21 protein-coding genes and 3 pseudogenes are annotated in these 24,532 nt (G+C 66.8%); 13 read left to right on the forward strand and 11 right to left on the reverse strand.

Annotated elements, in window-relative coordinates; translation table 11 throughout:
* Positions 1-329 (reverse strand): transposase (locus Tchar_RS05385; protein ID WP_144328053.1); only part of this gene is annotated, 329 nt, incomplete at its 3' end.
* Between Tchar_RS05385 and Tchar_RS13975 the strand changes: the two genes are divergently transcribed.
* The 4 genes from Tchar_RS13975 to Tchar_RS05405 all read left to right on the forward strand — a co-directional run bounded on the left by Tchar_RS13975 (position 328) and on the right by Tchar_RS05405 (position 5,740).
* Positions 328-588 (forward strand): restriction endonuclease subunit S, encoded by a 261-nt coding sequence (locus Tchar_RS13975; RefSeq protein ID WP_144328054.1) that lies wholly within the window; start codon positions 328-330, stop codon positions 586-588. The two genes, Tchar_RS05385 and Tchar_RS13975, sit on opposite strands and share 2 nt — an antisense overlap.
* On the forward strand, positions 585-1,442 hold the full coding sequence (locus tag Tchar_RS05395; protein WP_144328055.1) for a GIY-YIG nuclease family protein: 858 nt from the start codon (positions 585-587) through the stop codon (positions 1,440-1,442). Before Tchar_RS13975 ends, Tchar_RS05395 begins: the two co-directional genes overlap by 4 nt.
* A 74-nt stretch (positions 1,443-1,516) precedes the next feature.
* A complete protein-coding gene (gene rhuM, locus Tchar_RS05400) occupies positions 1,517-2,515 on the forward strand; it encodes a virulence protein RhuM/Fic/DOC family protein (RefSeq protein WP_144328056.1) in 999 nt (332 codons plus the stop codon).
* A gap of 3 nt (positions 2,516-2,518) precedes the next feature.
* Positions 2,519-5,740 (forward strand): type I restriction endonuclease subunit R, encoded by a 3,222-nt coding sequence (locus Tchar_RS05405; RefSeq protein WP_144328057.1) that lies wholly within the window; start codon positions 2,519-2,521, stop codon positions 5,738-5,740.
* 81 nt (positions 5,741-5,821) lie between these two features.
* On the opposite strand, the gene ispH is transcribed toward Tchar_RS05405, so the two are convergent.
* A complete protein-coding gene (gene ispH, locus Tchar_RS05410) occupies positions 5,822-6,763 on the reverse strand; it encodes a 4-hydroxy-3-methylbut-2-enyl diphosphate reductase (RefSeq protein ID WP_144328058.1) in 942 nt (313 codons plus the stop codon).
* The gene (locus tag Tchar_RS05415; protein WP_236640254.1) at positions 6,763-7,239 is read right to left on the reverse strand and encodes an FKBP-type peptidyl-prolyl cis-trans isomerase; all 477 of its coding nucleotides are present in this window, start codon (positions 7,237-7,239) and stop codon (positions 6,763-6,765) included. Before Tchar_RS05415 ends, ispH begins: the two co-directional genes overlap by 1 nt.
* Before the next feature lie 46 nt (positions 7,240-7,285).
* On the opposite strand from Tchar_RS05415, the gene radC reads away from it, so the two are divergent.
* Complete coding sequence (gene radC / locus Tchar_RS05420; RefSeq protein WP_144328059.1) at positions 7,286-7,957, forward strand: RadC family protein; 672 nt, start codon at positions 7,286-7,288, stop codon at positions 7,955-7,957.
* Positions 7,958-7,990: 33 nt separating this feature from the next.
* On the forward strand, positions 7,991-8,653 hold the full coding sequence (locus Tchar_RS05425; RefSeq protein ID WP_144328060.1) for a Smr/MutS family protein: 663 nt from the start codon (positions 7,991-7,993) through the stop codon (positions 8,651-8,653).
* A gap of 92 nt (positions 8,654-8,745) precedes the next feature.
* On the opposite strand, the gene Tchar_RS05430 is transcribed toward Tchar_RS05425, so the two are convergent.
* The 5 genes and pseudogenes from Tchar_RS05430 to Tchar_RS05450 all read right to left on the reverse strand — a co-directional run.
* Positions 8,746-11,352 carry an ABC transporter permease gene (locus Tchar_RS05430; RefSeq protein WP_144328061.1) on the reverse strand — a complete coding sequence of 869 codons (2,607 nt, stop codon included), beginning with the start codon at positions 11,350-11,352 and terminating at the stop codon, positions 8,746-8,748.
* A gap of 78 nt (positions 11,353-11,430) precedes the next feature.
* A complete protein-coding gene (upp, locus tag Tchar_RS05435; protein WP_144328062.1) occupies positions 11,431-12,075 on the reverse strand; it encodes a uracil phosphoribosyltransferase in 645 nt (214 codons plus the stop codon).
* Complete coding sequence (locus Tchar_RS05440) at positions 12,072-12,953, reverse strand: formate dehydrogenase accessory sulfurtransferase FdhD (RefSeq protein ID WP_144328063.1); 882 nt, start codon at positions 12,951-12,953, stop codon at positions 12,072-12,074. The genes upp and Tchar_RS05440 overlap by 4 nt, the downstream gene beginning before the upstream one ends.
* A gap of 111 nt (positions 12,954-13,064) precedes the next feature.
* Positions 13,065-13,394 carry a hypothetical protein gene (locus Tchar_RS05445; RefSeq protein WP_144328064.1) on the reverse strand — a complete coding sequence of 110 codons (330 nt, stop codon included), beginning with the start codon at positions 13,392-13,394 and terminating at the stop codon, positions 13,065-13,067.
* Positions 13,395-13,416: 22 nt separating this feature from the next.
* Positions 13,417-13,647, reverse strand: a pseudogene (locus Tchar_RS05450) (formate dehydrogenase subunit gamma); the annotation flags it as partial.
* Here Tchar_RS05450 and Tchar_RS05455 point away from each other — a divergent pair.
* A pseudogene (locus Tchar_RS05455) lies at positions 13,622-13,786 on the forward strand (IS3 family transposase); the annotation flags it as partial. The pseudogenes Tchar_RS05450 and Tchar_RS05455 overlap by 26 nt on opposite strands.
* An 8-nt stretch (positions 13,787-13,794) precedes the next feature.
* On the opposite strand, the gene Tchar_RS14255 reads toward Tchar_RS05455, so the two are convergent.
* Together Tchar_RS14255 and apbC are read right to left on the reverse strand one after the other, a co-directional pair.
* Positions 13,795-14,001, reverse strand: coding sequence for a hypothetical protein (locus Tchar_RS14255; protein ID WP_328592031.1), 207 nt, complete (start codon positions 13,999-14,001; stop codon positions 13,795-13,797).
* Between the two features lie 337 nt (positions 14,002-14,338).
* On the reverse strand, positions 14,339-15,430 hold the full coding sequence (apbC, locus tag Tchar_RS05465) for an iron-sulfur cluster carrier protein ApbC (protein ID WP_144328065.1): 1,092 nt from the start codon (positions 15,428-15,430) through the stop codon (positions 14,339-14,341).
* Positions 15,431-15,697: 267 nt separating this feature from the next.
* Here apbC and metG point away from each other — a divergent pair, with 267 nt between their 5' ends.
* The 6 genes and pseudogenes from metG to Tchar_RS05495 all read left to right on the forward strand — a co-directional run bounded on the left by metG (position 15,698) and on the right by Tchar_RS05495 (position 23,775).
* Positions 15,698-17,812: a methionine--tRNA ligase gene (metG, locus tag Tchar_RS05470; protein ID WP_144328066.1), complete on the forward strand. Its 2,115-nt coding sequence runs from the start codon at positions 15,698-15,700 to the stop codon at positions 17,810-17,812.
* Positions 17,813-18,127: 315 nt separating this feature from the next.
* A pseudogene (locus Tchar_RS14205) lies at positions 18,128-19,853 on the forward strand (SulP family inorganic anion transporter).
* 175 nt (positions 19,854-20,028) lie between these two features.
* Positions 20,029-20,241 carry a DUF3460 family protein gene (locus Tchar_RS05480; protein WP_144328067.1) on the forward strand — a complete coding sequence of 71 codons (213 nt, stop codon included), beginning with the start codon at positions 20,029-20,031 and terminating at the stop codon, positions 20,239-20,241.
* Complete coding sequence (locus Tchar_RS05485; RefSeq protein WP_144328068.1) at positions 20,238-21,086, forward strand: segregation and condensation protein A; 849 nt, start codon at positions 20,238-20,240, stop codon at positions 21,084-21,086. The genes Tchar_RS05480 and Tchar_RS05485 overlap by 4 nt, the downstream gene beginning before the upstream one ends.
* A gap of 20 nt (positions 21,087-21,106) precedes the next feature.
* Entirely contained in the window at positions 21,107-22,723 is a 1,617-nt protein-coding gene (gene nadB, locus Tchar_RS05490; RefSeq protein WP_144328069.1) for an L-aspartate oxidase, read from the forward strand.
* A gap of 95 nt (positions 22,724-22,818) precedes the next feature.
* The gene (locus Tchar_RS05495) at positions 22,819-23,775 is read left to right on the forward strand and encodes a DMT family transporter (protein WP_144328070.1); all 957 of its coding nucleotides are present in this window, start codon (positions 22,819-22,821) and stop codon (positions 23,773-23,775) included.
* Here the strand turns inward: Tchar_RS05495 and Tchar_RS05500 are convergent.
* Positions 23,744-24,415 carry a sulfite exporter TauE/SafE family protein gene (locus Tchar_RS05500; RefSeq protein WP_144328071.1) on the reverse strand — a complete coding sequence of 224 codons (672 nt, stop codon included), beginning with the start codon at positions 24,413-24,415 and terminating at the stop codon, positions 23,744-23,746. The genes Tchar_RS05495 and Tchar_RS05500 overlap by 32 nt on opposite strands.
* Positions 24,416-24,532 lie beyond the last annotated feature (117 nt).

Consider the following 24,532-nt stretch of genomic DNA (forward strand, 5'->3'; position numbering starts at 1 on the left):
ATGGTGCTCTCATCCGGCACCACATCCACCCCCAGGTCCAACCCAACAAACCGGGCCAGCAGCGGCGTGTCATACAGGGCTTCCTCCACCGCCGGGTCCGACAGACCAAACCACTGCTGCAAAAAATGAATCCTCAGCAGCTTCTCTACCGCAAAGGGTGCACGACCACCCTTGGGGCCTGCCTTGGGCGCATACGGCTCGATGAGCGCAACCAGCTCCTTCCAGGGCACCACACGCTCCATCTGCTCCAAAAACTCACGCTTGCGGGTGCGCTTGGTGCGCAGCTCAAAGCCCGTATACATCGGCACCTGAAGACTCATCTGCTTCATGTCGCTATTGTCCCATCCCGGCAGTCAGGTGGGGAGGTTTTGCAGACCTTCCTTAGCTCATTTTCAAGTCGTGGCACCACCAGGGCAAATAGCTGAGGCGTTTGGTCGTGCAGTGAAACCAAAATTCGCAAGATCCAGTGCTGCGATTCGTGAATCCCGCACCCTCGCCGCCCTGCGCGACACGCTGCTGCCCAAGCTCATCTCCGGCGAGCTGCGGGTGAGGGATGCTGAAACTTTTCTGGAACGGGTGATGCCATGAGCAAAGGCCAAGCCTTCTCGGTGCGGATCTTCATCCCCTCGGGTGAACCGGAGGGCCTGCGCGTGATTGAAAAGTCCAACTGGACCGGCCAGGGCCTGGTGTTCCCACGGGCGCTGTATGCCGAAGTTCGGCAGCGGCCCGAGTTGAAACGCACCGGGGTGTACCTGCTGTGGGGGCCCGCGGATATGGGGCAGCTGTCCAAACTCTACGTAGGGGAAGGTGACGCGGTGCTCCCCCGGCTTGACCAGCACGCCAAGCAGAAGGATTTCTGGACCCATGCCGCGGTGTTTACCAGCAAGGACCAGAACCTCAACAAGGCGCACGTGCAATATTTGGAAGCGCGGCTGGTACAACAAGCAAGAGACGCCAAGCGGGTGGAACTGGACAACGGCAACGTGCCGCAATTACCCGCTCTTTCCGAGGCGGATGCCGCCGACGCCGAGGCGTTTTTGCTCGATTTGCTGCTGTGCCTGCCGCTGATGGGCGCGCCGTTTTTTGAGCAGGCACAGACGCCACAGACCCGAGGGCGCGAGCTGATCCTCAAGGCCAAAGGTATCGAAGCGCGCGGCGTGGATACGGCCGAGGGCTTCGTGGTGCGCGCAGGCTCGCAGGCGATCAAAGAGGAAGTGCCCTCCATTCACGCCTATCTGGCGGAGCTGCGAAAGACGCTGCTGGCGCAAGGCGTACTGGTGCCGGATGGGCCGGTATGGCGCATGACCCAGGACTACGTCTTCAACTCCCCCTCCACCGCCGCCGGGGTATTGCTGGGTCGCAGCGCCAATGGCCGCACGGAATGGCGCGACGCCAAGGGGCGCACGCTCAAGGAGATTCAGGAGGCCGAGCTTGGCGGTTGATGCGTCACAATGGCGTAAAGCACGAATGCCGTAAAACTCCAGGCAACCGGCTGCCGTTTCAGGGAGGAACACCGATGAAGCCCACCGCCGAAGTCATCATCTACGACAGCGCCGAAGCGCGGGTGGAAGTGCGCGTCGAGCGAGAAAACATCTGGCTGAGCCTGCAGCAGCTGGCCGAGCTGTTCGGGCGCGACAAGTCGGTGATTTCCCGCCACCTGCGCAGCATCTTCGCCAGTGGCGAGTTGGAGCGGGAGGCAACCGTTGCAAAAAATGCAACGGTTCAACGAGAGGGTGCGCGCGAGGTAGTACGAGAAATCGAGTACTACAACCTCGACGCCATCATCTCGGTGGGCTACCGGGTGAACTCCACCCGCGCCACGCGCTTTCGCCAATGGGCCACCCGGGTGCTGCGCGAGCATCTGACCCAGGGCTACAGCCTGGACCGGCAGCGCTTCGAGCAAAACGCCGCCGAACTGGAAGCCGCGTTGGCGCTGGTGAGAAAGGCCGCGGCCGGCGAGACGCTGACCGCCGAGCAGGGCCGTGGGCTGGTGGACGTGATTGCCCGCTACACGCAAACGTTTTTGTGGCTACAACGCTACGACGAAGGCTTGCTCACCGCCCCGGCAGGCAGCCCGGGCGGGGTGCTGCCCGCCCTGGACGAAGCCCGCGCGGCGATCGCGCGGCTCAAAGCCGATCTGATGGCGCGCGGGGAAGCGTCCGATCTGTTCGGGCGCGAGCGCGGCGACGCCTTCGCCGCCATTCTGGGCAACCTGGAGCAGACGGTGTTCGGGGAGCCGGCCTACCCCAGCATCGAAACCAAGGCGGCGCATCTGCTGTATTTCGTCATCAAGAACCATCCGTTTTCCGATGGCAACAAGCGCAGCGGGGCCTTCCTGTTCGTGGATTTTCTGGCGCGCAACGGGCGCCTGCTGCGCAACGGCGAGCCCATCATCAACGACGTGGGGCTGGCGGCGCTGGCGCTGCTGGTGGCGGAATCCGACGCCAAGAACAAGGACGTGATGATCCGCCTGATCGAGAACATGTTGGCGCTGCCAACACCGGCCGGAGCTTGAAGGATGGCCTTTCTGTCGGAAGCCGAGGTAGAAAACGCCCTTCTGGATCAGCTGCGCGCGCTCGGCTACAGCATCGAACGCGAGGAGAACATCGGCCCCGACGGGCATCGCCCCGAGCGCGAAAGCCACGACGAGGTGGTGCTGAAGCGGCGCTTTGAGGAAGCGGTGGCCCGCCTGAACCCCTCGCTGCCCGCTGAAGCCCGGCACGACGCGATCCGGCGCGTGACGCAGTCCGAGCTGCCGAACCTGCTGGAAGAGAATCGCCGGCTGCATCGTCTGCTGACCGAAGGCGTGGATGTGGAGTACTACGCGGATGATGGCGTGCTCACCGCTGGCAAGGCGCGGCTGATCGACTTCGATGACCCGGCCAACAACGACTGGCTGGCGGTGAACCAGTTCGTGGTCATCAACGGACAGTATCAGCGGCGGCCCGATGTGGTGCTGTTCGTCAACGGCCTGCCGCTCGCGGTGATCGAGCTCAAAGCGCCGGGAGACCACCAGGCCACCGTCGTGGCCGCGTTCAACCAGTTGCAGACCTACAAGCAGCAGATTCCGCAGCTCTTCCACACCAATGCGGTACTGGTGGCGTCCGATGGACTCATGGCGCGGGTGGGCTCGCTCTCGGCCGATCTCGAACGCTTCATGCCGTGGCGCACCACCGACGGCCGGGAGGTGGCGCCCAAGGGAGCGCCGGAGCTGGAGACGCTGATCGCCGGCGTGTTCGAGCCTCGGCGCCTGCTGGACCTGCTGCGCGACTTCACGGTGTTCGGCGAGACGGGAGCCAGCCTCGTCAAGATCATCGCCGGCTACCACCAGTTCCACGCGGTGAAGAAGGCGGTGGAGCAGACGGTGCGTGCCATGCCGCCTGCCCATGTCGTGCAGGAAGACCCTGCCGATTACGGCCTGCCCTCGGTCAAGAGCCAGCGCCCCGGCGACCGGCGCGCCGGCGTGATCTGGCACACCCAGGGTTCGGGCAAGAGCCTGTTGATGGCCTTCTACGCCGGCCTCTTGGTCAAGCATCCCGCGCTGGAGAACCCCACGCTGGTCGTGCTGACCGACCGCAACGACCTCGACGATCAGCTCTATGCCACCTTCTCGATGTGCCGCGACCTGATCCGCCAGACGCCGGTGCAGGCCGAGGGGCGCGAGCACTTGAAGGAACTGCTCAACCGGGCGTCGGGCGGGGTGATCTTCACCACGTTGCAGAAGTTCGGCGAGGTCGAGGGGCCGCTCACCTTGCGGCGCAATGTTGTGGTCATCGCCGACGAGGCGCACCGCAGCCAGTACGGTTTCAAGGCCAAGGTGGACGCCAGGACCGGCGAGATTTCCTACGGCTTCGCCAAGTACATGCGCGATGCCCTGCCGAACGCCTCGTTCATCGGCTTCACCGGCACCCCCATCGAGGCCGACGACGTGAACACCCCGGCGGTGTTCGGCCACTACATCGACATCTACGACATCAGCCGCGCGGTGGAAGATGGCGCCACGGTGCCGATCTACTACGAGTCGCGCCTGGCGCGCATCGAGCTGGCCGAGGACGAAAAACCCAAGCTCGACGCGGAGATCGAGGAGATTCTGGAAGGCGAGGAAGAGTCCGCCCGCGAACGCACGAAGCAGAAGTGGGCCACGGTGGAGGCCCTGGTCGGCGCGGACAAGCGCTTGAGGTTGGTCGCGGAGGACATCGTCCGCCACTTCGAGGATCGGGTGGCGGCCCTGGACGGCAAGGCGATGATCGTCTGCATGAGCCGGCGCATCTGCGTCAAGCTCTACGACGAGATCGTGAAGCTGCGTCCCGGATGGCACAGCGATGACGACCACGCCGGCGTGATCAAGATCGTGATGACGGGCGCGGCGAGCGATCCGCCCGAATGGCAGCGGCACATTGGCAACAAAGCGCGGCGCGATTTGCTCGCCAGACGCATGCGTGACCCAAACGACCCCTTGAAGCTTGTGATCGTGCGCGACATGTGGCTGACCGGCTTCGATGCACCCTGCCTACACACCCTGTATGTGGACAAGCCGATGCGCGGCCACGGGCTGATGCAGGCCATCGCGCGCGTCAACCGCGTGTTCCGCGACAAGCCCGCCGGGCTGATCGTGGACTACATCGGCATCGCGCAGAACCTGAAATCGGCGCTGGCGCAGTATTCGCCACGTGATCGCGACCAGACCGGCATCGATGAGGCCGAGGCCGTCGCAGTGATGCTGGAGAAGGTCGAGGTCGTGCGCGCCATGTTCCACGGCTTCGACTACCTTTCGGCCTTGAACGGTTCGCCGCAAGCGCGTCTTGCGATGATGGCTGGCGCCATCGAGTGGATTCTGGAGAGGCAGCAACAGTGGGCCGCCCAGGAAAGGACGCCCGAGGGCAAGAAGGCGGCGCACCGACGCTACCAGGACGCCGTGCTGGCGCTGTCCAAGGCGTTCGCGCTGGCGGCATCCAGCGATGAGGCGCGGAATATCCGCGAAGAGGTGGGCTTCTTCCAGGCCATTCGCGCAGCGCTGGTCAAGTCGAGCGTAGGCGCAGGCACCTCCGCCCAGGATCGGGAGCTTGCGATCCAGCAGATCGTCAGCCGCGCCGTGGTCTCCACCGAGATCGTGGACATCCTGAAGGCCGCCGGGCTCAGGAGCCCGGACATCTCCATCCTCTCGGACGAGTTCCTGGCCGAGGTGCAGCAGATGGAGAAGAAGAACCTGGCGCTGGAAGCCCTGCGCAAGCTCCTCAACGACGGCATCCGCTCACGCGCCAAGGCCAACGTCGTGCAGACCCGTGCGTTTTCGGAGCGGCTGGAGGAGGCGGTCGCGCGCTACCACGCCAACGCGATCACGACGGCCGAGGTGCTGCAGGAGCTGATCCAGCTCGCCAAGGACATCCGCGCGGCGCGCCAGCGCGGGGAAGAAGCGGGCCTGTCCGATGAGGAAATCGCCTTCTACGACGCCCTGGCCGAGAACGACTCCGCCGTGCAGGTGATGGGCGACGAGAAGCTGCGCGTCATCGCCCACGAATTGTTGGTGAGCCTGAAGGCGAATATCACTGTCGATTGGGCGCACCGCGAATCGGCCCGCGCGCGAATCCGGGTGCTGGTCAAGCGCATCCTGCGCAAGTACGGCTATCCGCCGGATCTTCAGGACGCGGCGGTGCAGACGGTGCTGGCGCAGGCCGAGGCGCTGTCTGCGGCGTGGCAGCCAGTGCTTGGTGCCAGCGTGTGCGTGCCTGAAGTCAGATAAAGCAAGTCCACCCTGGCGCAGCAAATCGTCGACCGCCACACGTCGAGCAGCGCCTCTGCGCGGCGGCAGCATCGCGGTCCGTCAACCGGCTTTCAACCCCTTGGGCAGCGGAAAACGCATGGTCTCGACCGGCCCGACGAGGCGCCGCACGGCGGTCGCCCCCAGCGCCTTGAGGCGCTGCACCACGCCCTGCACCAACGCCTCCGGGGCGGAAGCACCTGCCGTCACGCCCACGCGCGGGGCATGGGCGAACCACTCCTCGCGCAGCTCGGTGGCGTCTTCCACCATGTGGGTGGACACGCCCAAGCGTTCGGCCAGCTCGCGCAGCCGGTTGGTGTTGGAGCTGGTGGGGCTGCCCACCACGATCACCACGTCCACCTGCCGCGCCAGCGCTTTGACGGCGTCTTGCCGGTTTTGCGTGGCATAGCAAATGTCTTGCTGCTTGGGCTCGCGCAGAGTGGGAAAACGCGCCCGCAGCGCCGCCAAAATCTCGGCCGTATCGTCCACGCTCAGCGTGGTCTGCGTGACCACGGCCAGACGTTCGGTTTGTGCGGGCTGCACGCGTACTACGTCCTGCAGCGTTTCCACCAAATGGATGCCGTCGTCCACCTGCCCCATCGTGCCTTCCACCTCGGGGTGCCCAGCGTGGCCAATGAGGATGAATTCGTAGCCTTCGCGGCGCAATTTGGCCACTTCCACGTGGACTTTGGTCACCAGCGGGCAGGTGGCGTCGAAGACGCGAAACCCGCGACGCTGTGCCTCGGCCTGCACGGCGCGGCTGACGCCATGGGCGCTGAACACCAGCACTGCCCCGGGCGGCACCTCGGCCAGGTCTTCGATGAAGATCGCACCACGACGGCGCAGGTCGTCGACGACGTGGCGGTTGTGCACGATCTCGTGCCGCACATAGACCGGCGCACCAAAGCGATCCAGCGCACGCTCGACGATCTCGATCGCCCGGTCCACCCCGGCGCAAAAGCCGCGCGGCTCGGCCAGCAGCACTTCCTGCACGGCAGCACGCATCACAACACCCCAATGATGTGGACTTCGAAGCGCACCGCCTGCCCGGCCAGCGGGTGATTGAAGTCGAACAGGACGGCACCGTCGGCGCGCACCTCGCGCACCGTGCCCGCGTATGCCCCCCGCCCATCGGGCGTGGGAAATTGCACCACCTCGCCCACCGGATAGCCCTCGGGCGGCGCACCCAGCTCCTCCAGCAGAGGGCGGGCCACCCACTGCAGCAACTCGGACCGGCGCGGGCCGAAGGCCTCACCGGCCGGCAGATCAAACGCCGCCCGCGCCCCTTCCGCAAGCCCCAGAAGGCGCTGCTCCAGGGCCGGCGACAGCTCACCCGTGCCCAGCGATAGCGTGGCGGGTTGCGCCTCGAAGGTGTCGATGAAGGGCGTGCCGTCGGCGGCGCTGAGGCGATAGTGCAACGTGAGAAACGATCCGGGTTCGACGACGGGCATGGTGCGGCGGCCGTGGCACGACCAGGTCATGGAAAATCGCCATTGTAGAGAAAGACCCATTTTCAGGGAGAACACCATGGTGCGCGACTTGCCCCGCGACGCCCGCCCGCGCGAAAAACTGTTGACGCGCGGCCCGCAAGCCCTGGCCGACGCCGAGTTGTTGGCCCTGCTGCTGCGCACCGGCACCGCGGGACAGTCGGTGCTGGTGCTGGCGCAGCAGCTGCTGGAGCGCTTTGGCGGACTGAGCGGCCTGCTGCAAGCCACGCCCGCCGCGTTGGCGCCGGTGAAGGGTTTGGGGCCAGCCAAGCGCGCGGAGCTGCTGGCCGTGACCGAAATGGTGCGGCGCGCGTTGGCCGAGCGGCTACGCGAGCGCCCCGTGCTGGACTCCCCGGCCGCCGTGGCCGACGTTTTGCGGCTGCAGTTGGGACACCGCGCGCATGAGGTATTTGCCGTGCTGTTTCTGGACAATCAGCACCGCTTGATCGCCCTGGAGGAGCTGTTTCGCGGTACGCTGGACCAAACGAGCGTGTATCCGCGCGAGGTGGCCCTGCGGGCGTTGCACCACAACGCGGCAGCGGTGATCTTGGCACACAACCACCCCAGCGGCGCGCGGGAGCCGTCGGCGGCCGATGCCGCCCTCACCCGCGCCTTGAAAGACGCGCTCGGCCTACTCGATATTCGGGTGCTGGATCACTTGATCGTCACGCGTGCTGGCTGCACGTCGATGGCCCAGCGTGGTTTGGTGTAGCTCGGCCCGGCTTGCCCGACAATGCGCCCTGCGATGAAGGTCAAGACTCTGTCGGAACTGCGGGAGCTGCAGCGGGTGATGAAACAGCGCGCTGCGCAAGCCGCCGCCCAGCGCGCCGCGGCCGAAGCCGCTCAGCGGGCCGCCGCCGAGCGCGCGCAACGCGATCGGCTGTTGTTTCAGCGGGCCGTGGGCGCGGTGCAGCCGCTGCCCCCGCATGGCCGCGCCGAGCCCGCGCGCCGCCGCCCGCTGCCGGTGCCACACCAGCGCCAAGCCGACGAACAAGCGGTGATGCAGGCAGCGCTGAGCGACGCATTCGACGTCGAGACCCTGCTGCACACCGACGAGCACTTGAGCTACCGCCGACCCGGTCTCGGGCCCGATGTGGTGCGGCGGCTGCGCCGCGGCGAGTGGACCATACAGGACGAACTGGACCTGCACGGCCTGCGCACCGATGAGGCGCGCACCCAGCTCGCTGCCTTCTTGCGCAACGCGCACAAGCAGGGGCTGCGCTGTGTGCGCGTGGTGCATGGCAAAGGGTTGGGGTCGCCGGGCAAGACACCGGTGCTCAAGGGCCGCGTTCACAGCTGGCTGGTGCAGAAAAGCGAAGTCTTGGCGTTCGTACAAGCGCGCCCGGCCGATGGCGGCGCCGGTGCCCTGATCGTGCTGCTGCGGGCGGCCACACACCACCGGGCGTGACCCTGACGGGTGCAACGTCTCTGGCGTTCTTCGGCGCGCCAGCCGCAGCGACGGCGCTGGCAGACACCGCCGCACACAGCGCCAACGTGGCCTCATTCCGCCGCGTGCCGCAAGGTCTGCACCACCGGCGCACGCAGCACCCCGCGCAGAGACCACCACCCCGCCAGCAGGGCCAGCAGTGCCCCCGCCACCGCCCCGGCCAGCGGCACCCAGGGCGATACCTGCCAATCGAACTCGAACACGCGCCGCGCCAGCGCCCAGCCGACCGCCGCTGCCGCTGCGGCGGCCAACAGGCCGGCCAGCGCCCCCACCCCGGCCAATTCGGCCCGCTGCATGCGCCGCAGCAACGCGGCCGACGCCCCCAGGGCACGCAGCACCGCATACTCGCGCTCACGTTGCGTGCGCGTGGCGCTGACGGTGGCCAGCAGCACCACCACGCCCGCCGCCACGCTGAAAGCGAACAGAAACTCCACCGCTCGAATCACTTGCTCCAGCACCCGCTGGACTTGGGCCAGCGCGGCGCTGGTGTCCACATTGGTCACATTGGGAAAGCGGCGCAACAACGCGCGGTCGAAGCCCGCCTGCGCAGGCGCGCGAAAGGCCGCGATATGGGTGTAGGGCACGTCATCAGCCAGCCGCGCCACGGGGTAGAGCGCAAAAAAGTTCACCCGCATCGACGCCCAATCCACCTTGCGCAGCGAGGTAATGCGGGCGGTGTGCAACACCCCAGCAATGTCGAACGTCAAGGTATCGCCCACACGCAGCCCCAGCGTCTGCGCCAGCCCCTGCTCGATACTCACGGCTTCTGCCTCGCCCGACTGCCAGCGCCCGGCCACCACCGGGTTGTGTGCGGGCAGCTCGGCGCTGTACGACAGGTTGAACTCGCGCTCGACGAGGCGCTGGGCGCGCTCGCCGGCAAATTGCTCGGGGCGCACCGGCCGTCCATTGAGCGCCACCAGTCGCCCGCGCACCATCGGGTACCAGTCGAAGCGCTGCACGCCGTGCTCGGCCAAAAAAGCCTGGAACGACGATGCCTGATCCGGTTGGATGTTGATGACGAAGCGATTGGGGGCATCCGGTGGCGTGGCGCGGCGCCAACTGTCGATGAGGTCGGTACGCAACAACACCAACAGCAACAGGGCCAACAGACCCACCGCCAAGCTGCATACCTGCACCACCGCATAACCGGGCCGAGCGGTGAGTTGGCGCGTGGCCAACACCAACCAACGCGGCGCCGACGATTCGGCCACCAGCGCCCGCAGCAGCCGCAGCGCCAGCCAGGTGACGGCGGCAAAAACGGCCACCGCGGCCCCAAAGCCGCCCACGGCAATGCCCCCCAGCGTCAGGTCGCGGCTGGCGGCCACCAGCAGGGCCACGAACCCGCCCGCTCCACCCAGCCACACCAGCGCCGAGGCAGCACGCACCCCGCCCACATCGCGCCGGATGACGCGCAGCGGCGGGGTTTGCGCCAACTGCAACACCGGCGGCAGCCCGAAGGCGGCCATCAGCGTCAACCCCACCCCCAGGCCGAGCGCTACCGGAGCCCAACCGGCGGCCGGCAGGCTGGCTTGCAGCAAATCGGCCAACCACCACACGAATACGAAATGCACGGCAAAACCCAACGCCACGCCTACCAGCGCCGCCACCACACCCGCCAAGCCAAAGCTCACCACGTAGGCGCCAGCCATGCGCCCCTGCGACAAACCCAAGACCCGCAGCAAGGCACAACCATCCAGGTGGCGCAACGCGTACTGACGCGCCGCCACCGCGACGGCCACCGCCGCCAGCAACGCCGTCAACAAGGCCACCAAACGCAAAAATTGTTCGGCACGCTGCAGCGTCTGCTGCAATTCCGGCCGTCCAGACTCGACGCTTTCGATGTGGGTGCCGCGTTCAGCCGTGGCCTGCAACCGCGCCTGCGCCCAGGTCTCGAAGCGCCGCACCGCCGCATCGTCTCCGGCCACCGCCAATCGGTACTGAATCCGGCTGGCCGGCTGCACCAAGCCGGTGGCGGGCAGATCGTCCAGCGCCATCAGCACGCGCGGCGCAAACGTCAAAAAACCCGCACCGCGGTCGGGCTCCAACGTGATGACGCGCGTCAACTCGAACGCACGCTCGCCCAGCCAAAGGCGTTGCCCCAGTTGCAGATTCAACGCCTCCAGCAGCGCAGCATCCGCCCACACCTGTCCGGGTGCGGGCTGGCCGGCACCGAGCTGGCCCACGCGGTCGGCCACATCGCCGCTGGTGCGCAGTTCCCCGCGCAACGGGTAGCCCGCCGAGACGGCCTTCAGAGACACCAGCCGCACCTCGCCGCCGTCGGCGTCATCGGCGCGCGCCATGGTGGGAAAGGTCACATGGTGCACCACCGCCAAGCCCAGCGCGCGCGCCTGCTGCGCGTACTCCGGTGGCAGGGGGTGATCGCTGCGCAGCACCACGTCGGCGCCCAGCAGCTGACGCGCATCGCGCTGCAAGCCGGCTTGCAGGCGGTCGGCAAAGAAAGCCACTGCCGCCAGCGCCGCCACCGCCAGCACGATGGCCAGCATCAATACGGTCAGTTCGCCAGCGCGCCAGTCACGCCACAGCGCACGCACCCCCAGCGACCACGCGGAAGGCGTGTGTATCGAGCCGTGCGAGGGAACGGCCCCTGCGGTGGAGCGGGGTGCGGACGACAAGGGCGAGGGGGACACATCAGACGACATGGCGGTGCAGGCGCGACGGCCGGGGCGGCGTCCGGTGTCTGAGCCTGCGGCTCGGCCCCAGGTTCCACGGCCACCGACTTATTTGGTGCCAAAAATCCGGTCGCCGGCGTCGCCCAACCCGGGCACGATATAACCGTGCTCGTTCAAACCCCGGTCCACGGCCGGGGTGTAGATGGGTACGTCCGGGTGGCGGCTGTGGAAGTTGGCGATGCCTTCCGGACACGCCACCAGGCAGACGAAGCGAATCGAGCGCGGTTGCAAGCGCTTGAGCAAATCAACCGCCGCCACCGCCGAGTTACCCGTGGCCAGCATCGGATCGAGCACGATGGCGTCACGCTCCTCCATGCCCGATGGCATCTTGAAGTAGTACTCCACCGGCTTGAGTGTCTGCGGATCGCGATACAGTCCGATATGGCCGACGCGGGCGCTGGGCAGCACTTCCAGCATACCGTCCAGAAAACCATTGCCGGCGCGCAAGATGGAGGCCAGCACGGTCTTTTTGCCATCGATCACGCGGCCAGTGGTTTTTTCCAGCGGGGTTTCGATCTCGACCTCCTGCATCGGCATGTCGCGCGTGACTTCGTAGGCGAGCAACGCGCTGAGCTCGTGGATGAGCTGGCGGAAGGTCTTGGTGCTGGTGTCTTTGCGACGCATCAGCGTCAGCTTGTGCTGCACCAGCGGGTGATCGATGATGTGGACACGCGGTTCGGAAGCTGCACTCATGGCGGCGGAGTATCCCACACCAGCCGCTGCGGATGCGTGTAGCACAGAAAGCGGGTGTGGGTGGCGCGACCGATGGCACACAGCCCCATACGCTCGGCCACTTCCAGCCCCATCTGGGTGGTGCCGCTGCGCGAGACCACGATCGGCACGCCCATCTGTGCCGCCTTGATGATCATCTCGCTGGTCAGCCGCCCGGTGGTGTAGAACACCTTATCGTCGCCGCGCAGCAGCTCGCCGCCTTGCAGCCACATCCAGCCCGCAATGGTGTCGATGGCGTTGTGGCGGCCCACGTCTTCGACGAACAGCAGCAGCTCCTCGCCGCGAAACAGGGCGCAGCCATGCACGGAGCCGGCTTGCTTGTACGTCGAGTCTTGCTCGCGCACGGCACGCAAAATGCCATAGAGCTGCGACTGGCGCAGCCGAGCGTCGGGGGAAAGGGTGATGCCGTCGAGGGCATCCATCAGTGAACCAAAAACGCTGCCTTGCCCGCAACCGGTGGTGACGACGCGCTGCGCGGTTCGCGCCTCGAGGTCGGGCAGACCGCCGCGTGTGCGAACCGCCGCAGCCCCGACATCCCAATCGACGGTGATGGACTCGATGTCGTCCAATGACGTCACCAAGCGCTGGTTGCGCAGGTAACCCAGCACCAACCACTCGGGGTGTGCGCCCAGCGTCATCAACGTGACCAGCTCGCGCTTGTCCACGTACACGGTCAGAGGCCGCTCGGCCGGAATGCGAATGCTGCGACGCTGACCGTACTCATCGACGACCTCGATCGACCGCGTCAGCGGCGCAGTGGCCGCACTCAAGCGGGGCTGTCGCGGCGTCGCTGGCGCTGCCGCCTGGCCACCGAAAGAAAGCGGTTCATTGAGCCACATGCGTACCATCCGATCGATCCGGCCTCTGCTGCCGCAGGTCAACCCCAAGCGGGTAGCAGTTGCGCAGGCGCCTTCGCCGCTCAACCCGGAAGTCCCCGCTGCGGTGACGCCTCACGACTTCTTCGCTGCCGGCGCCGGTGCGGCAGAGGCGGCTGCTGCCCCCGGGGCGACGAATGGACCGGGATCATTGCAGGCCGGCGCGTTGGCCGGTTTGGCCGCCTGCGGGTGGGTTTTGAAGTAGTGGGCCGCCGCGCGCTCAGCGGCCCGACACGTGAGAAACGCTTCCACCTTCGCTTGGTGGGCGGCCTTGGCCTTGGCCACTTCGGCGGCGGCCTTTTGCTCGTCGGTCAATTGGGGCGCTGGCAATTTGGCATGCGCGGCCACCGCCGCGGCCAGCAACACCCCGCCCGCCACCCATGTCCACATTCCGGGTTGGTTCATCGCACGGTCCTCCTCATGCCCTTCAGGCTTGCGCTTCGGTGGCGCGGGCCGCCGTGGGCTGGCTGCCCGCTGCCGCGCTGCGCTGTGCCGGGATCTTGCCTGCCTTGATATCGTTGTACCAGAGTTCGTGGTGTTCACGCGCCCAGGTCTCATCGACATAGCCCGTCTTCATCGCGCGGTAGGCTCCCTCGGTCCCGATCGTGCCCATGTAGATGTGGCCGATGATTAGCGTACATGGGTGCAAATTCGCTACCCGTGAGCAGGCCAGGCAGGCGGTGATGGACTGGATAGCCTTCTACAATCACCGCAGGCCGCATTCGTCGCTGGGCTACCTCAGCCCGATGCAGTACGAGCAGCGCTGGTACGAGGCACAGCGTAAAAAGGCCGCGTGAACCGTGGGTTAAGAGCTACACGAAACAGGGGCAAGGTCACCTTCGGTGTGCCCCAGCTCGTCGGCTTGCAGCGCCACGGGAGCGCCCGCCGCCACCGGCCAATACGGCAGCCGTGACCCGTCGGGCCTTTGCACGACGACGACATCGGCCAGCACCCAGCGCCACGGCTGCCAGCGCGCCATCGGACCGGGCACCGGCTCGCGACGCATGACCACCGCCGTAACCAGATGGGGACGTGGGTCGGCAACCGCAGGGTTGGATCGATCGCGGAGCTCTTCGGCCATCACAGCGGCTAATGTACGGCAAAATGCCGCTGCTGGGGATAGCCAAGGCGACACCAGGGGCTCCACCCCACGGCGCCCGCCACCGCCCCATCCGCACGTGCGCGGGGAACGGGCTGGGCCTGTTGCGCGACGCCCACTTCGGCGTGCGCCCCATCCGCACACGTGCGGGGATCGGTGCGCCCGCCGTAAATCCCAGCCGGGCGCCCACCCACACGCGCCCACGGGCATGCCCGCCAGCAGCCCCGCGCCGGCGAGGGCACCGCTGCCCTCACGTCTGCCGACTGATGGTGATGGTTGGAAACTTGCTGCTGTAGTCCTTGGCTTTGGCGGCGATGGCCAGCGCCACCTGGCGCGCCACGGCTTTGTACAAAGCAGCCAGTTCGCCGTTGGGGTCGGCCACCACGGTGGGCCGCCCCGTGTCGGCCTGCTCGCGAATCTGGCGGTTGAGCGGCAACGCCCCCAAGTAGGCCACCCCCAATTCCTGGGCCATGCGCTTGCCGCCGTCGGCACCGAAGATGTGCTCGGTATGCCCACAGTTCGGGCAGCAGTACACGGCCATGTTTTCGACCACGCCCAAAATCGGCACCCCGACCTTCTGGAACATGGTCACGCCCTTGCGCGCATCCAGCAGCGCAATGTCCTGCGGCGTGGTGACGATCACCGCTCCGGTGAGCGGCACGCGCTGTGACAAGGTGAGTTGGATATCGCCCGTGCCGGGCGGCATGTCCACCAGCAGATAGTCCAGTTCCTGCCAGTTGGTCTGGCGCAGCAGTTGCTCCAATGCCTGCGTGGCCATCGGGCCGCGCCAGATCATGGCCTCGTGCTTGTCCACCAAAAAGCCGATGGACATCACCTGCAAGCCGTAGTTCTGCAGCGGCTCCATGGTTTTGCCGTCCACACTCTCCGGGCGGCCCTCGATGCCCATCATCGTCGGCTGGCTCGGACCGTAGATGTCGGCGTCCAGGATACCCACGCGCGCGCCCTCGGCGGCCAGGGCCAGCGCCAGATTGACGGTGGTGGTGCTCTTGCCCACCCCGCCCTTGCCCGAGGCCACGGCGACGATATTTTTCACCTGCGGCAGCAGCTGCACACCGCGCTGCACCGCGTGCGCGACGATGCGTGTGACCAGATTGACCGAAACGTTTTGCACCCCCGGCACCGTCTTGGCGGCCGCAATGAGGGCGCGCCGCAGCGCGGCATGCTGGCTCTGACAGGGATAGCCCAGCTCGACGTCGAACGCCACGTCGCCGTCGTGGGCTGTCAGATTTTTCAAAGCCTTGGTCGTGACGAAATCCTTACCCGTATTCGGATCGATGACCGCTTGCAGCGCCTGCAGCAAAGCTTGGGTGTCGATGGCCAAGGTGTGCTCTCCTCGTCTGTACCCATCCGGGGGATCGGGGTGATGGTTCAGCGCGCATTGTGGCAGACACCCAGCAGCGGCGGCCACCCGCTTGGCCATGGACCCATTCGGTGTAGGCGCTTACCCACGCGGCGTGGGCGCTGCAGCGGCCCCGGGGACGCCGCCGCCTGCGCCATGGCGGCCGCCGCTCGGCCGCGCTGGTCGCCCTGCAGCAGCCCGGACCGATAGAATCAGAAGCTTTCCTGGTTCCATTTCGCGCCGATTCGCATGCCTGCCTCCAAGCGCCGCCTGTTCGTCACCACCGCCCTGCCCTACGCCAACGGCCACTTTCACATCGGCCACATCATGGAGTACATCCAGGCCGACATCTGGGTGCGCACGCAGCGGCTGCTGGGGCACGAAGTGCACTTCGTCGGTGCCGACGATGCGCACGGCGCCCCCATCATGATCGCCGCCGAGAAAGCGGGCAAGACGCCGCAGCAATTCGTGGCCGATATCGCAGCGGGCCGAGCAGCCTATCTGGACGGCTTTCACATCCGCTTCGACAACTGGCACAGCACCGACGCCCCCGAAAACCACGAGCTGGCGCGCGCCATTTACCTGGGGCTGAAGGAGGCGGGTCTGATCGAGACGCGTACCATCGAGCAGTTCTACGACCCCGTCAAGGGCATGTTCTTGCCCGATCGCTACATCAAGGGCCAATGCCCACGCTGTGGCGCGCCGGACCAGTATGGCGATGCCTGCGAAGTGTGTGGAGCGGTGTACGCGCCCACCGAATTGCGCAACCCCACCTCGGCGCTGTCGGGCGCCACGCCCGAGTTGCGTCAATCCGAACATTTCTTCTTCAAGCTGTCCGACCCGCGCTGCGTGCAGTTCCTACAAGAGTGGACGAGTGCGCCCGGGCGTCTGCAGCCGGAGGTGGTCAACAAAATCCGCGAGTGGTTGGCCCCGGACGACGAGGGCCGCGGCGGCCTGGGCGACTGGGACATCAGCCGTGACGCGCCTTACTTCGGTATCGAGATCCCCGACGCGCCGGGCAAATATTTCTACGTCTGGTTGGACGCACCGATCGGCTACCTGGCCAGCCTGAAAAATCATTTCGACCGCGGGCAGGCGGCCCATCACTGGCACGCGCCGTCGCGCACGACCCAAAGCTTCGACGAATTCATGGCCGACCCGGCGGTGGAGCAGATCCACTTCATCGGCAAGGACATCACGTACTTTCACACGCTGTTTTGGCCGGCGATGTTGCATTTCTCCGGCCGCAAAACGCCCACGCACGTGTTCGTGCATGGCTTCATCACGGTCAGCGGCGAAAAAATGAGCAAAAGCCGCGGCACCGGCATCGATCCGATGCGGTACTTGCGCATCGGGCTCAACCCCGAGTGGCTGCGCTACTACCTGGCGGCCAAGCTCAACCCACGCGTCGAAGACGTCGACTTCAACCCGGACGACTTCGTCGCCCGCGTCAACAGCGACCTGATCGGCAAGTACGTCAACATCGCCTCACGCGCCGCCGGCTTCATCAGCAAGCGCTTCGAGGGACGGCTGGGGGCCATCGCGCCGGATGGGGAAGCGCTGCTGGATACGCTGCAAATCGCGCTGCCGGCGGTGGCCGAGCTGTGGGCCGAGCGCGAATACGGTAAGGCCGTGCGCGAGATCATGGCCCTGGCCGACCGCGTCAATGCCTACGTGGACCAAAACAAGCCCTGGGAGCTGGCCAAGCAGCCCGCACTCAGCGCCCGCTTGCACGATGTCTGCACGGTCTGTATCGAGGCCTTCCGGGTGCTGACGGCCATGCTCAAACCCGCCTTGCCTGCCACCGCCGAGCGGGTGGAGGCGTTTTTGCAGTGTGCGCCGCTGGACTTTGCCAACGCGCGCCAGCCGCTGGGGGAGGGACACACCATCGCCCCCTACGCTCACCTGATGCAGCGTGTCGACGCCAAAGCCGTGCAGGCCCTGTTCGAGCCACCTACCGCCGACAGCGCCGGCGCGCCGGGCACGGCGTCGGCGACCCTGCCCGGCGGCGAGGCGATCGCGCCCACCATCACCATCGACGATTTCGCCAAAATCGATCTGCGTATCGCCCGCATCGTCGATTGCGAGCGCGTGCCCGGCTCAACGAAGCTGCTGCGCTTGACGCTGGACGTGGGCGAAGGGCGCACGCGGCAGGTGTTTTCCGGCATCGCCAGCGCCTACACGCCTGAGCAGCTCAAGGGCAAACTCACGGTGCTGGTGGCCAATCTGGCGCCGCGCCAGATGAAGTTTGGCCTGAGCGAAGGCATGGTGCTGGCCGCCAGCCACGCCGACGGCAACACCCACCCGGGCATTTTCGTGCTCGAACCCCACCCCGGAGCGCAGCCCGGCATGCGCGTGCGCTGAGCCTTCACTGCAACACCCCCGCGCCGTGACATGCCGTGGGGGGGTCATCGGGTGTTGCGCGTCCCGCAAGGGGACCTCGGGTCATTTTGGGTTCGCATCGGGTCGAAGGCCCGATCGCCCACGTACGTCGGCACGCCGGAGTACACTACGCGCTGACCATGCCTGACACATCCGCGCACCCCCGGTGTCTCGGCCTGACGGCGCGCCGGCGCTTCATCACGCGGCAGCGGCACTGCGGCCCGCCAGGCGGCGCGTGGCGCCTTGGGCGTCCGATCCATCCGTTGCTTGGTTGCCGTGCGTCGTTGGAGTTTTGGCATGTCGCGTTTGCCTGTCGCTGTCCATCCGTTTCGTCCCCGTCTGCTCGACGATCTGCGCACCTGCTCGCGCGAACGTCTGGTGCGTGACGTCGGTGCCGGCCTCACCGTCGGCATCGTCGCGCTACCGCTGGCGATGGCGTTTGCATTCGCCAGCGGTCTCAAACCCGAAGCCGGACTGTGGACAGCCATCATCGCTGGCTTTATCGTCGCCGCACTGGGTGGTACGTCGGTGCAAATCGGCGGCCCGGCCGGCGCCTTCATCGTCATCGTCATGGCATCGTCGAGCGGCACGGCGTCGGTGGTTTGCTCGTGTCCACCTTCTGTGCCGGGGTGCTGTTGTTTGCCATGGGTTGGCTGCGGCTGGGGGTGTTGGTGCGCTTCGTGCCGGTCAGCGTGGTCATTGGATTCACCAATGGCATCGCGGTGCTGATTGCCTTGTCGCAGCTGCGCGACGCCCTGGGGCTGCAAGTCAGCAAGATGCCCGCCGATTTTTTCGGCATCGTGCACACGGTGGGTAGCGCCCTGGACACCATCAACCCGTATTCGGTGGCGCTGGCTGGGTTGTGCATCGTAGGGCTGTTCATTTGGCCACGGCTGTGGGCATCGGACTCGGCCTTTCGGCAACGGCTCGACGCGTTGCAAGGCGGGGTGACCGCGCTGCGAGCGACTTCCCGCCTGCCGGCACCGGTGGTGGCGCTGGTCACGCGGTCCCTGCTGGCGTGAGCCCTGCAATAGCCGGTGGAGACCATCGGTAGCCGCTTCGGTGGCATCCCGCAAAGCTTGCCCACGCTGCCGACGTATCGTGGCAAACGGTGCGTCAGCTGGTGACGCCAACGCTGACGATCGCGTTGCTGGGGGCGATCGAGTCCTTGCTGTGCGCTCGGGTGGCCGACCAGCTGCATGGTGGCCGCCGACACGACCCCAACCAGGAACTGATGGCGCAGGGGCTGGCCAATGCCATCGTACCGTTCATCGGTGGTATGCCGGCCACCGGCACCATCGCACGCACCGTCACCAACATTCGCAGCGGAGCCACCAGCGGGGTGGCAGGTGTGATACACGCCTTCACTCTGATGGCCATCGTGTTGTTGGCGGCGCCGCTGGCGCGGCATGTGCCCCTGGCGGTGTTGGCTGGTATCCTGTTGTTCGTGGCCTGGAACATGGGTGAGTGGCACGAGTTCGCCCGCCTGCGCCAATTCAGCCCGCACTATCGGCTGATGCTGCTGTCCACCTTCGCCGTCACGGTGATATTCGACCTCACGGTGGCGGTGGAACTGGGGCTGGTGCTGGCGGTGGTGCTGTTCGTGCGCCGGCAAAGCAGCCTGTTTCGGGTCGACGTGCGGCGTGCCGACGACCAGCGTGTCGAAGCGCGTTTGTACGGATCGCTGTTCTTCGGTGCCGTCACCAAGCTCGACGCCCTGCAGGAAGCGGTGGAACGCGCCGGCCCCGGCGTCGCGCTGGTGCTGGATGCACACCACCTGCAACTGCTCGACACCACCGGGCTCGACGCGCTCAGCGGCATCATCGAGGTGGTACAGCAACGGGGCGGACAAGTCGCCATTCATGACCTGCACGCGCAGCCGCTGTCGCTGCTGCGGCGCGCGGGACTGCTGGAGCATCTGTCGGCCTGGACGGCACTGCCCGAGGCAGACGAGGACCTGTCAGAGGCGGATGCGACGACCGATGGCGCAGTCAGCTGGTCCGACGCGCCAACGGGGCCGTAGTCCGCCGTGTGGATAGCGGCGACCTGCGCCCACAGGTCGCCGCCAGCGCCAGCCGGTCCAGCGATCGCGCTGTGGCGACCGCGGCAACCCCAAACCTTCAGACTCAACGGTGTGCAAACACAATGCCTGGCTACGCCTAAAATGCGGGCCAGTGTGATACAACGACGCTGCGACGATGAACCTCCTCGGCTTGCCTGATTACGTCTCCGACGCCACGCTCTTCATCGAATCGCTCAAGCGCGCCAAGCCCACGCTGGAAGCCGAGCAACGGGCCGGGCGTGCCTTGCTGTGGGAGCGCCCGCAAGACCGTGAGTTTCTGCGGCAGGCACAGGCAGCACGGGTGCCGCAAAAGCCGTACGTCTATCAGCCCGAGCCGACGCGGTCGTGAGCACCGGGCTCGACGCCTCCCTGGCGGATGGCCCGGCGCCCGCCGACGGCCCCGCCCTGATCGACCAAGTGGCGATCGCGCGGCTGTACGGCGAGCCACTGTTTCAGCTGCCGCACGATCTGTACATCCCGCCGGATGCGCTGGAGGTTTTTCTCGAGGCCTTCGAAGGCCCGCTGGATCTGCTGCTGTATTTGATCCGACGGCAAAATTTCAACATCCTGGACATCCCGATGGCCGAGGTCACGCGCCAGTACCTCGGTTATGTCGAACAGATTCGCGCCCGCAATCTGGAATTGGCTGCTGAATATCTGTTGATGGCGGCCATGCTGATCGAGATCAAGTCGCGCATGCTGCTGCCACCGCAACCCAGCGCAGACGGCGCCGAACCCGAGGATCCGCGCGCGGAGCTGGTGCGACGCCTGCTGGAGTACGAGCGCATGAAAGTGGCGGCACGCGAGCTCGACGCCCTGCCCCAGCTCGGGCGCGACTTCTGGCGTGCCCAGGTCTGGGTCGAACGAGCGACCGCACAGCGCTGGCCCGAGGTGTGCGTGGACGACTTGCGGGCCGCCTGGGCCGACATCGTGCGGCGCGCCCGACTGGTGCAGCGCCACACCATCACCCGCGAAGCGCTGTCGGTGCGCGAAACGATGAGTCACGTCCTGCGCGCCCTGCACGGTCGGCGCTTCGTCGAATTTCACGAGTTGTTCGATCCGGCGCGCGGCGTTGCCGTCGCCGTGGTCACCTTCATCGCCGTGCTGGAGCTGGCCAAAGAGCACCTGATCGAGCTCACCCAGGCCGAAGCCTACGCCCCCATTTATGTGCGGCTGGCCTACGCCAGCGCCTGACCTTCGTCCACGTCCGCCCCATGACCGACACCTTGCCCGCCGACGCCCCCCACCGGTACGACGTGCTGATCATCGGCAGCGGCCTGGCGGGACTCGCCACCGCGTTGCACCTGCCCACCGACTGGCGCATCGCCATCGTCACCAAGCGCAGCATTGCCGACGGCTCCAGCGGTTGGGCGCAGGGCGGCATTGCCGCCGTGCTGGCCGAGGACGACAGCTTTGCGCAGCACATCGAAGACACGATGGTCGCGGGCGCCGGGCTGTGCGACCCCGAGGCCACGCGCTTCACCGTCGAGCATGCCCCCGAGGCCATCGCCTGGCTGCGGGCCATGGGCACGCCGTTTACCGTCGAGGGCGACGACCTGCACCTGACCCGCGAAGGCGGCCACAGCCACCGCCGCATCGTGCACGCCGCCGACGCCACCGGCGCAGCCGTGCAGCAGACCCTGATCGAGCGCGTGCGCGCCGCGCGCCACATCGATGTCTTCGAAACCCACGCGCTGGTCGATCTGATCTTGAGTGATCGCCACGCAGCCCAGCCGCAGCGGCCGCGGCGCGTGCTCGGCGCCTACGTCCTCGATGAAGTCACCGATCGCGTCGAGGTCTTCGCCGCCCCCCATACGGTGCTGTGCACGGGCGGCGCCGGCAAGGTATACCTCTACACCTCGAACCCCGATACCGCCACGGGTGACGGCATCGCCGCCGCGTGGCGCGCCGGCTGCCGGGTGGCGAATATGGAATTCATCCAGTTCCACCCCACCTGCCTGTATCACCCCAAGGCCAAGAGCTTTTTGATCAGCGAGGCGGTGCGCGGCGAAGGCGGCATCCTCAAGCTGCCCGCACACCTGGGCAGCCGCCGCTTCATGCCCGACCACGACCCGCGTGCCGAGCTGGCGCCGCGCGACATCGTGGCGCGCGCCATCGACTTCGAGATGAAAAAGCACGGTATCCCGTGTGTCTACCTGGACATTTCGCACCAGAGTCCGGCCTTCCTGCGAGAGCATTTTCCCAATATCCTCAAGCGTTGCGCCGAACTGGGCATCGACATCACACGCGAGCCCATTCCGGTGGTGCCGGCGGCCCACTACACCTGCGGTGGCGTCGTCACCGATCTGCGCGGACGCACCGATTTACCCGGACTGTACTGCGTGGGCGAAGCCAGCTACACCGGACTGCACGGCGCCAACCGGCTTGCCAGCAACTCGCTGCTGGAGTGTTTGGTCTTTGCGCGCGCAGCGGTGCAGGACATGACCGCCCAGCTGCGCACTACGCCACCGCTCATTCGGCCGTGGGACGACAGCCGCGTCATCGATGCCGACGAGCAGGTCGTCATCGCCCACAACTGGGACGAGCTGCGCCGCTTCATGTGGGACTATGTCGGCATCGTGCGCACCGACAAGCGGCTGGAGCGCGCCGCGCACCGCATCGCCTTGCTGCAAGGTGAAATCCAGGAGTTCTACGCCCGTTTTCACGTCAGCCGCGACCTGCTGGAGCTGCGCAATCTGGTGCAAGTGGCCGACCTCATCGTGCGTTCGGCCCAGCAGCGCAAGGAAAGCCGCGGCTTGCATTACAGTCGCGACTACCCGCACACCCTGCCACACGCCAAACCCACCATCCTGACCCCGTCGCCGCGCTGAGCGCGTGCCATGCACGCCGCCGGCGCCCCTTAAAGCCGGCCCCGCAGCTGACGGCGCGGCGGCTGGGCTGGATGCCTCGCTCGTTCGACGCGACCATGCCTTCCGCCCACCGCCCGCCCTGGAGCGCCTATCTGGCATTGGCCGCCAGCATGGCCTTGGTGGGGAGTTACGTCGCCTTGTCCAAGCCTTTGGTCGCGGCCATGCCCGTTTTTTTGCTGGCGTGGTTGCGCTATCTGATCGGAGCGGTGGCGATGGCGACGTGGGTACGCCGCCCACCTCACGAGCCCGCCCTGACGCGACGCACCCAGGGTCTGTTGTTTTTGCAAGCATTGCTGGGCAATTTTTTGTTTTCGCTGTGCATGCTCTACGGCGTCAGTCTGACCACGGCCAGCGCCGCCGGTGTCATCATGGCCGCCATCCCGGCGGTGGTGGCGCTGCAGTCGGCGCTGTTTTTGCGCGAGCGGCTGGATACGCGCTCCTGGGTTGCCATCGCACTGGCCGCCGGGGGCATCGGCCTGTTCTCGCTCGACAAGGCCGACGGTATGTCCGCCGACTACGCCCCGGGCACGTGGTTGGGCCTGCCCCTGGCGCTGTGGGGCAATGCCCTGGTGTTGGCCGCCGTGTGTTGTGAAGCCGCCTATGTCGTCATCGGCAAACGGCTGAGCGACCGCGTGGGACCGAAGCGTATCGCCGCGCTCATCAATCTGTGGGGACTGGCACTGATGACGCCGCTGGGCCTGTGGGCCGCCGCAGATTATGACTGGGGCCGCCTGAGCGCCCCCCTGTGGCTGCTGTTGGTGTTTTATGGGCTGGCGGCCAGCGTCTGGACGGTGTGGCTGTGGATGACCGGCCTGCGCCATGTGCCGGCTGCGCGCGCCGGCGTGTTTACCGTCATGCTGCCCGTCAGCGCCACCACCATCGGGGTACTGTTCATGAACGAGCAGCTGTCTGCGCTGCAATGGGCAGCGTTCGTGCTGGCCCTGGCCGGTCTCGTGCTGGCCACGCTGCCGCCGCAGAGGTTCAAGCGCACCACAGACCGCTGGGCTGGGTGATGCCCATCCACAGCGCCCAGGCCGAAATCGCCACCAGTGCGGCTCCCGCGGTGCGGATGCCCCAGCCGCCGGAACGCATCGACCCCAAACGCAGCAACACCCACGGCCCCAACGTCAGCGACACCATCGTGCCCAGTGCGAAGGCCGCCATGATCAGCGCCCCCGACAGCGCCGAAGCCGACAGCGACGCCACCAGCAGCGCGGAGTAAAGCAGGCCGCAAGGCATCAGCGCCCAGCCCAGGCCGAGCACCAGCGGCGCACGCGTGCCCAAGCGCCCCAACACAGGGCGGGCGCGCCGCCACACCGCTTGCGCCCAACCATCCAGAAACGCGGGCTGACGCGCGTGCCACACCAGCGCCATCCCCAACAACAGGGCGGCCACATGCATCATCGTCCAGACGGGGCGCAGCACGGCAGTCTGCTGCCCCAACCAGCCCATGCCTTGCACGGTTCCGCCCGCCAGCGCCCCCAGCACGCTGTAGCCAAGCACGCGGCTGGCCTGCCACGTCCACAGTGCGCGCTGGCTGTGCGGCTCGGCGGCACGCGCAATGCCCGCGCAAGCGGCACCGCACATGGCCACGCAGTGCGGCCCGCCCACCAAGCCCATCACCCACGCCGACAACACCATCGACCCCAGCATGCCAGCATCCTATCAGCCCCGCGGGGCCCGTTGCGGCCACGCCCTTTCAGCCATGCCACCGCCAAGGAAGACGCCACTCCCGCGCCACCCCTGCCGCGGCGCCGTGACCAGAAAACG

This window comes from Tepidimonas charontis, from assembly GCF_007556685.1.
GTDB lineage: Bacteria > Pseudomonadota > Gammaproteobacteria > Burkholderiales > Burkholderiaceae_C > Tepidimonas > Tepidimonas charontis.

Coding starts and splice junctions, on each gene's coding strand:
- Tchar_RS13975 (WP_144328054.1), top strand. CDS start 328: ATGTCGCTATTGTCCCATCCCGGCAGTCAGGTGGGGAGGTTTTGCAGA.
- Tchar_RS05395 (WP_144328055.1), top strand. CDS start 585: ATGAGCAAAGGCCAAGCCTTCTCGGTGCGGATCTTCATCCCCTCGGGT.
- rhuM (WP_144328056.1), top strand. CDS start 1,517: ATGAAGCCCACCGCCGAAGTCATCATCTACGACAGCGCCGAAGCGCGG.
- Tchar_RS05405 (WP_144328057.1), top strand. CDS start 2,519: ATGGCCTTTCTGTCGGAAGCCGAGGTAGAAAACGCCCTTCTGGATCAG.
- ispH (WP_144328058.1), bottom strand. CDS start 6,763: ATGCGTGCTGCCGTGCAGGAAGTGCTGCTGGCCGAGCCGCGCGGCTTT.
- Tchar_RS05415 (WP_236640254.1), bottom strand. CDS start 7,239: ATGACCTGGTCGTGCCACGGCCGCCGCACCATGCCCGTCGTCGAACCC.
- radC (WP_144328059.1), top strand. CDS start 7,286: ATGGTGCGCGACTTGCCCCGCGACGCCCGCCCGCGCGAAAAACTGTTG.
- Tchar_RS05425 (WP_144328060.1), top strand. CDS start 7,991: ATGAAGGTCAAGACTCTGTCGGAACTGCGGGAGCTGCAGCGGGTGATG.
- Tchar_RS05430 (WP_144328061.1), bottom strand. CDS start 11,352: ATGTCGTCTGATGTGTCCCCCTCGCCCTTGTCGTCCGCACCCCGCTCC.
- upp (WP_144328062.1), bottom strand. CDS start 12,075: ATGAGTGCAGCTTCCGAACCGCGTGTCCACATCATCGATCACCCGCTG.
- Tchar_RS05440 (WP_144328063.1), bottom strand. CDS start 12,953: ATGTGGCTCAATGAACCGCTTTCTTTCGGTGGCCAGGCGGCAGCGCCA.
- Tchar_RS05445 (WP_144328064.1), bottom strand. CDS start 13,394: ATGAACCAACCCGGAATGTGGACATGGGTGGCGGGCGGGGTGTTGCTG.
- metG (WP_144328066.1), top strand. CDS start 15,698: ATGCCTGCCTCCAAGCGCCGCCTGTTCGTCACCACCGCCCTGCCCTAC.
- Tchar_RS05480 (WP_144328067.1), top strand. CDS start 20,029: ATGAACCTCCTCGGCTTGCCTGATTACGTCTCCGACGCCACGCTCTTC.
- nadB (WP_144328069.1), top strand. CDS start 21,107: ATGACCGACACCTTGCCCGCCGACGCCCCCCACCGGTACGACGTGCTG.
- Tchar_RS05495 (WP_144328070.1), top strand. CDS start 22,819: ATGCCTTCCGCCCACCGCCCGCCCTGGAGCGCCTATCTGGCATTGGCC.
- Tchar_RS05500 (WP_144328071.1), bottom strand. CDS start 24,415: ATGCTGGGGTCGATGGTGTTGTCGGCGTGGGTGATGGGCTTGGTGGGC.